This is a genomic window from Paenibacillus sp. FSL R5-0486 (assembly GCF_037975155.1).
GTDB classification, from domain to species: Bacteria; Bacillota; Bacilli; order Paenibacillales; family Paenibacillaceae; genus Paenibacillus; species Paenibacillus amylolyticus.
Map to the genome: position 1 here is coordinate 253904 of NZ_CP150237.1, position 13206 is coordinate 267109.

General features: G+C 49.1%; 8 protein-coding genes. 7 read left to right on the plus strand and 1 reads right to left on the minus strand.

The window, feature by feature from the left end:
• The first annotated feature begins 8 nt into the window (after positions 1-8).
• The 7 genes from MKY01_RS01185 (at position 9) to MKY01_RS01215 (ending at position 12379) form a co-directional block, all read left to right on the plus strand.
• Positions 9-917, plus strand: a complete 909-nt coding sequence (locus tag MKY01_RS01185; RefSeq protein ID WP_017691189.1) for a carbohydrate ABC transporter permease — start codon at positions 9-11, stop codon at positions 915-917.
• 129 nt (positions 918-1046) lie between these two features.
• Positions 1047-2684, plus strand: coding sequence for an ABC transporter substrate-binding protein (locus tag MKY01_RS01190; protein ID WP_339285054.1), 1638 nt, complete (start codon positions 1047-1049; stop codon positions 2682-2684).
• A 175-nt stretch (positions 2685-2859) separates the two neighbouring features.
• On the plus strand, positions 2860-5079 hold the full coding sequence (locus MKY01_RS01195; RefSeq protein WP_339285056.1) for a helix-turn-helix domain-containing protein: 2220 nt from the start codon (positions 2860-2862) through the stop codon (positions 5077-5079).
• A 45-nt stretch (positions 5080-5124) separates the two neighbouring features.
• Positions 5125-7437, plus strand: a complete 2313-nt coding sequence (locus MKY01_RS01200) for a glycoside hydrolase family 3 N-terminal domain-containing protein (protein WP_339285057.1) — start codon at positions 5125-5127, stop codon at positions 7435-7437.
• Positions 7434-10580 (plus strand): alpha-mannosidase, encoded by a 3147-nt coding sequence (locus MKY01_RS01205; protein ID WP_339285059.1) that lies wholly within the window; start codon positions 7434-7436, stop codon positions 10578-10580. Before MKY01_RS01200 ends, MKY01_RS01205 begins: the two co-directional genes overlap by 4 nt.
• A gap of 38 nt (positions 10581-10618) precedes the next feature.
• Positions 10619-11494, plus strand: coding sequence for a sugar phosphate isomerase/epimerase family protein (locus MKY01_RS01210; protein ID WP_339285060.1), 876 nt, complete (start codon positions 10619-10621; stop codon positions 11492-11494).
• A gap of 12 nt (positions 11495-11506) precedes the next feature.
• On the plus strand, positions 11507-12379 hold the full coding sequence (locus MKY01_RS01215; protein ID WP_339285062.1) for a sugar phosphate isomerase/epimerase: 873 nt from the start codon (positions 11507-11509) through the stop codon (positions 12377-12379).
• Positions 12380-12437: 58 nt separating this feature from the next.
• Here the strand turns inward: MKY01_RS01215 and MKY01_RS01220 are convergent, their stop codons facing one another.
• Positions 12438-13199, minus strand: a complete 762-nt coding sequence (locus tag MKY01_RS01220; RefSeq protein ID WP_339285064.1) for a MerR family transcriptional regulator — start codon at positions 13197-13199, stop codon at positions 12438-12440.
• Positions 13200-13206 lie beyond the last annotated feature (7 nt).

Genomic DNA, 13206 nt, shown 5'->3' on the forward strand with positions numbered 1-13206 from the left:
GTTTATCCATGTTCAACCTGATTAATCGTAACCGGATCAAGGACCCACTCGGTGACCGCATTTTCATGACATTCAACTATATCTTTCTGTTCGCCATACTGCTAACAGTGTTTTATCCGCTTTTGTATATCATCAGTTCTTCGTTCAGCTCTTCACGAGCCGTGACATCCGGTCAGGTGTGGCTGTTCCCGGTAGACTTTAACATCAAGGCGTACATCTCCATTTTCAAAAGCCAACAGCTTATGCTCGGTTTTTATAACACGATCATCTACACCGTGGTGGGCACGTTCATTAACGTGGTGCTGACCGTCATGCTGGCGTATCCTTTGTCACGAAAATCGTTCTATGGACGAGGTGCCATCATTATTTTCATGATGATCACGATGTTCTTTGATGGTGGTCTGATTCCCACCTACCTCTTGATGAAGGATTTGCACCTGCTCGATACACGTTGGGCGATGTGGCTGCCCGGGGCGCTCGCAGTATTCCAGGTCATCGTGGCAAGAACTTTCTTCCAATCTTCCATTCCGGAAGAACTCGGGGAGGCCGCGGAAATGGACGGTTGCCGGGATATCCGGTATCTGATCAGCGTAGTTCTTCCCTTATCAAAGCCCATTCTGGCGGTCATGACACTTATGTATGCCGTAGGCCACTGGAATGCGTACTTTGATGCATTGATCTACCTGCGTTCCGAGAAATTGTTCCCTCTACAATACGTGCTTCGCAATCTGCTTATCCTGAACGCGGCTGATCCGGCGATGCTCGCCAATACCAGCCAACAGATGCGGGACCAAGGGTTCGAGCAGGTGTTGAAATATGCACTGATCGTTGTGGCGAGTATTCCAATTCTGATCATGTATCCATTTGTACAGAAGCATTTTGTTAAAGGGGTCATGGTTGGTTCCCTCAAAGGTTAATCCTTGTGAGTTAAGCCTGGTTGCCTCTTGAAAGGAGGTGGAAGGAACACGCCGGCTTCCGGGGTCGATTTTATAAACGTGCAGTACAAGTCAATAATTTGCCGTTATGAACAAAAAGGAGGAGTCAGATTGAGAAAATCTTGGATTTCGATGTTGTTTCTGGTCTTTGCTTCGATGGCTTTGTTGTCCGCATGCAGTTCATCCGAGGAATCGGGTGGAAGTAGCGACGGTAGCGGGGAGAGCGGCGGTCCTGTAACCATGACCCTCTTTGCTCCGCAAGGCAAAGCGTCCATGGAAGAGAATGAATTCACCCAATTTATCGAAGACAAGTTCGACGTTACCCTAAAATGGGATCTGGCCCCAACGGACGCTTTACAGGATCGCAGACAATTACTGCTGGCTAGTGGTGATTATCCCGAAGTGTTTCTTCACGGCAAGTTCACCACCTCAGATCTTCAAACCTATGGAAAACAGGGCGTGTTCCTTCCGCTACAAGATCTGATTCAGGAGTATGGTCCGAATCTGTCCAAGATTATGGAAGAGAAGCCATACTTCAAAGAAGCTATTACGGCACCGGATGGCAACATCTATGCGCTGCCGATCTTCAATGAATGTTACCACTGTACGTATGCACAGAAATACTGGATCAACACGGAGTGGCTTGATAATTTGGGCCTGAAAATGCCAACCACAACTGATGAACTGTATACCGTTCTGAAGGCGTTTAAGACACAAGATCCAAACGGTAACGGGAAAGCGGACGAGATTCCACTTACAGGCGCACCGAACAAGTATGTATGGAATGGCAACATTGATGCCTACCTGATGAATAGCTTTATATACAATGACAACGACAAATATCTGATCGTGAACGATGGCAAGGTGAGTTTTGCCGCCAATCAGGAAGGCTGGAAGAAAGGGCTGGAGTACATGAACAAGCTCTATGCAGATGGCCTGATTGATCCGGCTTCCTTTACACAGAATGATCAGGCAATTGGACAGCTGGGGAACAAGGAAGGCGATGAAGTGGTCGGCTCCATTACAACGGCGCTGGTCAGTTATCTCGTGAATACTTATGACAAAGACATCACCCGTCACCAGCACTGGGAGATCGTTCCTCCATTGAAAGGACCAGATGGAGTGCAGACGACAGGCGCCACGCAGAGCGTAGGTGAGTTTGAGTTTGCCATTACGAACAAAGCGACAGAAGCACAGCAGATTGCCGCCATCAAAATCGTAGACTACATGTTCAGTGAAGAAGGTGCGCTGTACGCGGAGTATGGACCAACTGAAGGAAAAGGCTGGAAGAAGGCAGATGCCGATGAGAAAAACATCAATGGTGAGCCGGCCAAATACAGCTACTACAACCTGCCTGAGCGTGATCCAAACGTTGTTGTGAACGAGAGTTGGTCACAGATCGGAGCACATGACTTGTCCAACACTTTCCGTAATCTGTTTGCGGAAGGACAGAATCCTTTAGAAGCAGAGGGTTATGGTACACGTCTGGCTCAAGCTACCAATGTGTATGAACCTTATGCACCCAAAGAAGTATACCCTTCGAACGTATTTATTCGTCCAGAGGATACGGAATCAGCTGCACAACTGACTACGGCCATCAAGGATTATGTGCAGACGAATATGGCACAGTTCATTATTGGCAGCAAGAGCATTGATAAGGAATGGGATTCGTATGTCAAAGGCTTTGATGGTCTCGGACTGAGTAATTACCTTGAGATCTACCAGCGTGCCATTGAGAAGAATCAATAATTGAAGGATTCAATATAGAGGCTGTCCCGTCTGTCACCCGTGACCGGGACGGTCTTCTCCTATGACAACCCCACGTCATCCGATATAATGTACTGAATATTTATGGGAAATTAGCGATCAGCACAGATGTTTGTCGTCATTCAGCATGAACAGTAACGGTGGGGGGATCTCGGAGATGAACAACAATTGGTTTAGACGTTTGCTGTTATCGTATCTGCCTGTTTTCTTTATTGTGACGACCATTCTATTCTTTATTTTCTTTCAAGTATTCAATGAACAGAACCGCAGAGAAGCGCTCAAGGCCAATGAATTTCTGGCCTCTCAGGTCACGCAATATCTGGACAACTCCCTGCGTTCCATCGACTTCAAGGTACTGCGTGAGATTTTGACCAACCCTAACTTGAAGAATTATTTCTCGGTATCTGGCAGCGATGATGTGTATGCCGGCATTCAGGCGGTCCAGGTGGTTGATGAATTGAAAATAGAGTATCCGCTGATTGATTCAATTTATCTCGTTCGATACGGGGATGGCACGGTCTTCAGTAACGGGAAGGCTGTTCCGATTGAAGAGTTCCCGGATGCAGACTTTATTGCAGATAGCCGGTCAAGGGATGAACAGAAGTGGGCAGGGGCACGAGCGTTCCGAGCTTTTCCTTCGCAAGCGACGGAGCAGGTGATTACGATTGTGCGAACTGTAGGAAACGGCAAAGGACTTGTGGTGACAAACGTGGACCTAAGTACCCTGAGGAAATCCATTATGCAGATGTATGATCCGGAATTTACGTTTGTGAACATCTTCAACCGTTCGGGCGGCAATCTGTGGGATAGCAGCATGCCAGGAGGGGTTGCAGCTTCTACTAAAACCACGTCGGGAGAAGTCTTCTCCGAATTTACGTCGAGTTATAGTGGTTGGAAGGTGCAGACAGGTCTTAACAATGGAAAAATCGTCAAATGGACGCTGCAATTTTATAATATCTGGTTTGCCTTTGCTGTAGTGGTTGTGTTGATTGGTGTGGTGTGGGTGATCTATGTTACCCGCAGAAACTACAAGCCGATTCAGCAGATTGTCACGTTAATTCAGACCGTCTCTTCGCAGAAGCAATCGGGGCTCAACTATGGCAAGGAGAATGAGTTTCGATTCATCCATACAACGCTGGAACGCATGATTGATCAGACGAGACAATATCAGGAGGAGCACGAAGAGAATCTGATTTTGCAGAAAAAAATGTTCTTTCAGGAGTTGCTGGAGGGCACACGAGACTTTACGAGCACGGAGCTGACAGCGGAGATGAAGAAGTTCAAACTGCCTGAGCTGGAGCATCATTGGGCCGTCATGGTAGTTGAAATGGATCGGTATGATGCATTTGTGACGGAGTATCATGATCAGGACCAATCCCTCTTGAAATTTGTGTTATCCAGTATCCTGCAGGAGAGTGCGCGTCATGAAGGAACGGAAGTATGGGCTGAATGGATCTCCGATCAGCGTTTGTACGCCATCCTCTGGATTCCGGCAATGGAACAGGCCGAGGAGACCGAGCACCGATTGCTGGCTGGTTATCTGGACAGAATCGATCAGTATCTGAACTTCACTGTGACCATTGGTGTTGGTCGGGTCGCTGTTGATATTCGGGGGTTGAGAGCTTCATTGAAAGAAGCTGTGCACGCGCTGGAGTACAAGGCTGTACTGGGCATAAATCGCATCATTCCGTGTAGTGATGTGCCGAATTCGACCAATGATGTGTATGAGTTTCTGAAGACCATCTCACTGCTGGTGCAGGCGATGCGTTTATCGGACGATGTGTGGGAAAAGCATTTTGAGAGACTGTTTGAACAAATCAGTGAGTCCGTTCTGTCCCGTCAGGAGATTATGAATACGATCCAATTGTTATTTCAACATTACAATCGGGAATTCGCCGAACTTCCACGAGAGTATCAGGAGTCATGGGCCGCTATATTCACCCCACTTCTTCCAAGGCTGGAGGGCTGGGAGACGTTAGACGATCTGCGTGAGCTGTGCTGGGAAGGGTTCAGAGAACTGGCGTTGCAGATGCAGACACTGCACTGTTCCCGAAAACACAGATCACATATTCTGGAGATTCGCAAATACATCGAAGAGCATTACAACAATCCTGATCTGTCACTGAACTACCTTAGTGATCTATTCGATATTAATCCGAAGTATCTGAGTAAGCTTTTCAAGGATGAGATTGGGGAGAAGTTTGTGGATCTGCTCATTAGTCATCGCATTGAAAAAGCCAAGCTGCTCATGCAGGAGACGGATAAGGCTATTCAGGAGATCAGTGAGGAAGTGGGTTACACGAACTATAATTCCTTCAACCGGGCTTTCAAGAACGTGGTGGGTGTGGCACCAAGTGACTACCGCAAAGCCATGTGAGTGCATGCGCCTAACTAATTCCGAACGCATAAGGAGAATGTGCATATGGACTATAAAGATGCTTCGCTTCCCATTCAGGAACGGGTTCAGGATCTGATCGGACGGATGACAACGGCAGAGAAGATTGGACAACTCATTCAGCCGATGGGGTGGAAGACGTATGATAAAGCACCTGATGGTACAGTACAGGTGACGGAAGAGTTCAAAGCGGACATTGAACAGGGCGGTGTCGGTTCTCTGTATGGTGTGCTCCGGGCCGATCCATGGACTGAAGTGACGCTGGAAACGGGGCTTACCCCACGGCAGGGAGCCGTTGCCACGAATGTTATTCAACAGTATGCCATGGAGCATTCCCGGCTGGGCATTCCCATTTTGTTCGGGGAAGAGTGTTCCCACGGGCATATGGCGATCGGGGCGACAGTATTTCCGGTACCGTTAATGGTGGGTAGCACGTGGAATATGGAGTTATACCGCAAGATGTGTGAAGCCATCGCTGTGGAGACCCGGAGCCAGGGGGGAGCGGCAACGTATTCCCCGGTGCTTGATGTGGTACGTGACCCGAGATGGGGACGGACAGAGGAATGTTTTGCCGAAGACCCATACCTAATCGGTGAATTTGCAGTAGAAGCGATGAAGGGACTGCAGGGTGACCGCCTTGATTCCAACCAGACGATTGTCGCTACACTTAAGCATTTTGCGGCTTATGGCAGCTCGGAGGGTGGGCGCAATGCTGCTCCAGTTCATATGGGCTTACGTGAATTACATGAAATAGATCTGTTGCCGTTCAAAAAGGCAGTGGAAGCCGGGGCTTGCTCCGTGATGACCGCATATAACGAGATTGATGGCGTACCCTGCACGTCCAGCACGTATCTGCTGAATGATCTTCTGCGGGAGCAGTGGGGTTTTGATGGATTTGTCATTACTGATTTTGGTGCTATTCAGATGCTGGTCCATGGACATAACACCGCCGAGAACGGGGAGCAGGCGGTGGCACAGTCCCTTCAAGCAGGAGTGGATATGGAGATGTCCGGGTACATGTACCGCAAACATCTTGGTCAGGCGCTTGAGCAGGGATTGATCGAAGAGAAGGATCTGGACTTGGCTGTGCGGCGGGTGCTGGAGATGAAATTCAGACTTGGTCTGTTTGAACAGCCTTTCGTAGATCCTGACTTTGCAGAACAGGTCATCGGATGTGAAGGCCATACTCAGCTGGCAAGGGAAGTTGCACAAGAGGGGATTGTTTTACTGAAAAATGAGGGAAATACTCTTCCGCTTGCCAAAACAGGTACGATGCTAGCTGTCATTGGTCCGAACGCGAACCATATCTATAACCAGCTTGGGGACTATACCTCGCCACAGCCGAGAGAACAGATCGTCACGGTACTGGATGGCATTACGCGCAAGCTTGGTGTGGATTCGGGTCAGGTGCTGTACGCACCCGGTTGTCGGATTAAAGGCGATTCCAGGGAGGGCTTTGCACAAGCGCTCGCCTGTGCGGAACAGGCTGATGTCATCGTGATGGTGATGGGTGGTTCCAGCGCCCGCGATTTTGGTGAAGGTACGATCGACTTGCGGACAGGTGCGTCTGTGGTAACCGATGATCCATGGAACGATATGGAGTGCGGTGAGGGCATTGACCGGGCGTCTTTGAATCTCATGGGTGTTCAATTGGAGCTGGTGCAGGAGGTACATAAGCTGGGGAAACCCGTTATCGTTGTGTATATTAACGGCCGCTCCATTGCTGAACCTTGGATTGATGAGCATGTCCATGCCATTGTGGAAGCGTGGTACCCCGGACAGGAAGGTGGTAACGCGATTGCTGATATTCTGTTTGGCGATGTGAATCCATCTGGCCGCCTTACCGTCTCCATTCCCAAGCATGTTGGGCAACTTCCGGTCTACTATCATGCCAAACGCACTCGTGGCAAACGGTATCTGGAGATGGATCTGGCGCCGCAGTATCCGTTTGGATATGGACTGAGCTACACCGAATTCAAATACGAGAATGTAAGAGTAATGCCAGAAATCATCGGCCCGGACGATGAAGCTCAGGTGATGGTTGAAGTCACGAATACCGGAGCGGTTGCGGGAAGCGAGGTTGTGCAGTTGTACATCACGGATGTGTCGGCTTCGGTTACGCGGGCTGAAATGTCACTTAAGGGTTTTCGTAAAATTCATCTGAAGCCAGGACAGACCCAGACCGTTACATTCCCTGTGCAAAAAGAACACCTCGCACTGATCGACTCTCGTCTCCAGTCTGTCGTAGAACCGGGTGAATTCAGGCTCATGGTTGGCCGCAATTCTATGGATTGGACCGCCTGCAGTCTGCACATCCAGAAGGTGGAGGTGGAGGTATGATTCGAATTCAGCGATTCATCGAAGATCTGAAACAGCGACAATGGCTGGATACGATCGAGCTTCCAGCGTGGGAGATGCAGAGGGCCAGATACATTCGGCCAGGGGAATACGAGTACGAACAGGCAGAAGTAAATAAAGATGAGCCGGCAGACAAGGCCATGCAAAGCTTGAATCCGCTGAAAAGCGTACACGGCACGACGTATTTTCTGAGTAATCGTGTGGAGATTCCGGCGGAATGGCAAGATCAAGCTGTTGGGCTGATCTTCGAGGCTGGAGGAGAAGGGCTACTTAAGGTGAATGGCATACCTTATCACGGATTGGACCGGAACCACGGGTTCGTACCCCTTCCGAGAAGTCGGGTAGGAAATACACCGCAGTTGGAGATTGAACTCTACGATCCGATTCCAGAGCCGCATGATCCACTCAACCGACAAGCTGTCATTCAGCCGCCTATTCAGGGCATTCGGGCAGCGTTGGTTCATGTTAATCAGCCACTGCAGAGCCTGATGTACAGCGTTACGGTACTCGCCGAGTCGCTCCGGGCATATAACGAGAAGGAGCCCAAGCGGATGGCACTTGTTCAGGCTATTCATCAGGTGATGGATAACATGTACAATGACCCGGAACGCTGGAATGATGCAACCTGGATACAGAACTTCGAATATGTATTAGCACAGTCAGTACAGCAGGAAGACCCGGAGGAATATCGAAGTGGCTTCATGCATCTGGTTGGACAATCCCACATTGATATTGCCTGGCTGTGGCCTGTACGTGAGACGGTTCGCAAGTCCAGTCGCACGTTCTCGACCATGTGCACCTTGATGGATACGTACCCGGATTTTGTGTATTCCCAGAGCCAACCGCAGTTGTACGCCTTCGTGAAGGATCATTACCCGGAGCTGTACGAGCGAGTTAAAGCCCGTATTGCTGAAGGCCGCTGGGAGCTGGTCGGAGGCATGTGGGTCGAGCCGGATCTGAATATTCCGAGTGGCGAGTCGTTAGTTCGGCAGATTCTGTATGGACAGAACTTCTATCAGGCGGAGTTTGGCAAACGCTCCAACATCGAGTGGCTGCCGGATACCTTTGGCTACTGTGCTTCCTTGCCGCAGATGCTGAAACTCGCGGATATTCCTTATTTTATGACCACCAAGCTGAATTGGAATGATACCAATGCGTTTCCGTATGACCTCTTCGACTGGGTAGGCATTGATGGTACTTCCGTGCTGGCATATCTGAATCATGGGGTGAATGAACATACGCGTCCCAAAGATGTGGATGAACATTGGCAATCATTTAAACAAAAGGATGTTCACCCTGAGCAAATGTTGCTTTACGGACATGGCGATGGTGGTGGCGGCGTGACGAATGAGATGGTGGAGTTTGCGGAGCGATCCCATTTGATGGTGGGACAGCCAATCAGCAAATTCAGCACAGCAGGGGCTTTTTTTGAAGATATATCGTTAAATAATCCGACGTTGCCAAAATGGCACGGGGACTTGTATCTGGAACTGCATCGCGGAACGTATACAACTCATGCGAGGAACAAACGTAGCAACCGTAAGGCAGAGGTATTATACCGGGAAGCGGAAATCTGGGGGCAATTTGCCGGGGCTTACGGCGCGCACACGAAGAATGATTTGGATGAAGGCTGGAAGTTGATTATGCTCAACCAATTCCATGACATTATTCCGGGAACGTCGATTCCAGAAGTTTACGTAACGTCCACCGAGGAGTACACGAAAGTATTTGCACTGGGTACATCCGCACTGCGGGAAACGCTGGATACCCTTGCGGAAAACATTGCAACAGATGAAGTCGATGGTCTCCCCTATATTATATTCAACAGCCTCGGCTGGAAACGCGGAGAAAATATCACCATTACAGGGGATGCCGACCTCACCAAGGTGGCTGCATTCGATCGTCAAGGAAACCGTCTGGCCTGTGATCTTGAACAAAAGGAGGACAAGTATACGTTGCTCGTGCATGTTCCGTCGATTCCTGCTTTTGGGTATACAACCATATGGCTGCGCGAAGCATCGGATGTTATCCTTCCAGTAAGGGAAGAAAAATCCTTCCCTTCCACGTGGGAAACTGAATTTTACACGCTTGAGTTTAATGACTTGGGAGAGATCACTCGATGGTATGACAAAACGGTAGGACGTGACTGGCTGAAGCCTGGTGATCGGGCGAATGAGTGGCAGTTTTTCCACGACAAACCGACGTACTGGGATGCATGGGATATCGATCCACGATTTGAATCCCAGCGAGCTGGTGCGGTGCAGTTGATCTCCAGAGAGATTGTACAACGCGGGGCTACGCGAGATGTACTGCGTTTTGTATGGAAGCTGAATCAGTCGGAGATCAGTCAGGATATCATTTTGCATCGTTACCAGCGGCGTGTTGATTTCCGTACAAAAGTGAACTGGAATGAGAGCCATAAACTGCTCAAGGTGGCATTTCCGGTGGACCTGGTGGCAGCCAAAGCGGCTTATGAAATTCCGTTTGGAGCGTTGGAGCGTCCAACTCATAACAACACCAGTTGGGAGCAGGCGCAGTTCGAGGTTTGTGGACATCGTTGGGCGGATATCTCGGAGGGCAACAGCGGTGTGAGTTTGCTGAATGATTGCAAGTACGGGTATGACATCAAGGATCGGACGATCCGCCTGTCTCTGCTTCGTGCTCCGAAATGGCCGGATGAACATGCCGATCAGGGCGATCATGAATTCACGTATTCGATCCTGCCCCATCAGGGCGATTGGCGACAAGCCGGCGTCGTTCGCCGGGCGATGGAGCTTAATCATCCGGTGGAGGTTGTTGCAGCGAGTCAGTCTTCGGGTCACTTACCAGCTGAACATGCTTGGGTTCAATTCCACAGTGAACATGTTATTCTGGATGCAATCAAGCCAGCGGAAGACGGTTCGGGAACAGTACTACGTTTCTACGAATCATCCGGAGGTCGGGAAACGGTGCAGGTTCAGTGGGCTGAAAAGGAAATCAAAGCGTCCATCATTAATCTTCTGGAGGATGAGATCCATCCGTTGGCTTGTTCAAACGGCACAATTGAACTGACATTCAAACCGTATGAGATCAAGTCGGTGAAACTTGTTGATATCAGTAATGAGTCGAACCTTACATTTACATGAGAACGTAGAGTTACTCACTCAATCACAGGAGGTATGACATGAAATTAACGAATAAGATCGGTGTCATCGTGGATAGCTTTGGCGTAGGTGTACGGGAAGGGTTGAACAAGGCCAAAGACGTAGGTGCAGAAGGTGTGCAGATCTACGCCGTCAAGGGAGAGATGGACCCTGAAAATTTGTCACCTGCGGCGCGTAAAGAGTTGAAGAGTTACATCGATTCTCTGGGTCTTGAAATTTCAGCACTGGTTGGCGACCTGGGTGGACATGGTTTTCAGGTCAAGGAAGATAATCCGTGGAAAGTAGAGAAGTCGAAGCGGATCGTGGATCTGGCCCTCGATCTAGGCACCAACATTGTCACTACACATATCGGCATTGTTCCACATGACCCTTCATCAGAAGTTTATGCCACGCTGCATGTTGCTTGTGAGGAACTGGGCCAATACGCCAAAAGTGTTGGCGCATACTTTGCCATTGAGACAGGACCGGAAACGGCTGCTGACTTGAAAGGATTCCTGGATACGTTATCGACCAACGGAGTATCGGTGAATTTTGACCCGGCGAATATGGTGATGGTGACCGGAGATGATCCGGCGAGGGGCGTTCATCTGCTCAAGGATTACATCGTACATACTCATGTTAAGGATGGTGTGCGGCTGAAGGAAGTTGACCCACGAGACGTATACGGAGCGGTCGGTTATGCCCCTATGGATCACGATAAGATTGCCGAGATGGTCTCTTCCGGGACTTTCTTCCGTGAGGTGCCGCTGGGCGAAGGTGGCGTTGATTTTGACGGATACTTTGCAGCGCTTCAGGAGGTTGGTTACACCGGTTATCTGACGATTGAACGCGAGGTTGGTCATCAGCCGGAGGAGGATATTCGCAAGGCGGTTCGATTTATCCAACAATATCGATAGGGAGCTGAGCAGATGAAAGTGGGCCTGAGCACGTATAGTTTGTTGAACGATTTGAATTCCGGTGAGATGACGGTGCTGGATGTAATCGACTGGATTGCGGCGAACGGCGGCGAGCATATGGAGATGGTGCCTTACGGTTATACCGTGGAGGATAATCACGATCTGGCGGATGCGATTCGGGAACGGGCAGCGTCTGCGGGTATTGAACTGTCCAACTACTCGATGCCAGCGAACTTCGTGCAGGAGACGGAAGAGGCGTTTGAAGAGGAGATGGCTCGGGTCAAAAGACATGTGGATGTCGTACACCGGATGGGTGTAAAACATCTGCGTCATGACGTCACGGCGTTTACCCTGCCAAAGGAGAAGATGACCATCGCCTGGTTCGAGCAAAATCTGCCGCTGATGGTGCGGGGAAGCCAGATCATTGCGGACTATGCCGCGCAGTTTGGTATCACGACAACCATTGAAAATCACGGCTTCAGCGTGCAGGCGAGTGATCGGGTGCAGCGTGTTCTGCATGCTGTAGATCGTCCGAATTTCAAAACAACACTCGATATTGGCAACTTCATGTGTGTGGATGAGAATCCGATCATCGGTGTCATGAAAAATCTGCCGTACGCTTCTCTGGTCCACTTCAAAGATTTTTACTTCCGTCCTTATGATGAGCATCCAGGTGAGGGTGAATGGTTTACGACAGCCTACGGTAACTTCCTGCGAGGAGCGATCGTTGGACAAGGTGACATTCCAATTCGTAAAATTGTAAAGCTGATCAAAGACTCCGGCTATGATGGCAATATTACAGTGGAGTTCGAAGGCATGGAGGAATGCAAATCCGCATCCAAAATCGCCATGGACAACCTGCGTCGCTTCTGGGAAGAGGCGTAACAAAGCATGATGAAACATAATAAGGGAATGGATCAAGGGCCACTTTTCGAAGTGGCTCTTATTGTTGATCATCAGGATTCTGGACTGTCCATCGGTCCAGGATCATTTCGATGTAACGCATGGTTTCCGTTGTCATACCATATACACGAGCTGACCGATCATCCCCTGGGGTGATATAATCCCAATATTTTTCTGCCAATTCTGCATTCCCTTGAAAAGCCCTTTCAGCATAATCAGAGATTCGGATGGCCAGTAACCGTGAGGCTTCGGAATCCGGAGGTTCCATCTTGCATGTATGAACATCTTTAAGAATATCGGCCCATTCCATTGATATTGAATTGTTCTGATTATTCAGAGGTAACGATTCCATTTCTTCAGGTGTAAAAACATCTTGACGGAACTTGCCCGGAGGTTGATCCAGTTCACGGATGAAACCCAGCATCTCATCCAGACTGATTTTACCGGAGGCTCTGATGGCATATATGGTTGAAAAAAGAAGATGCTCTACCTTGCTTAATCTCTCCTGCTGTTCCTTAACGACGGCCAGTTGTTGTTCCAACGTATTATTCCATAAAGTGAGATTACTTTTTGGTTCAGAGCGAGTAGCATCCTGATCGAGGAATTCTCCAATCTCATTCAATTTAAAATGCATTTTCTTCAGAATGGTAATCTGCTGAAGCCGTAAAATATCCTTTTCACCATATAAGCGATACTGATTGTTCTCATTACGGGCCGGTCGCAGTAAACCCAGCTTTTCATAATAATGAAGTGTTCGGATGGATACTCCGGTATGTTTGGATAGTTGTCCAACGGTATACAACAGCAGA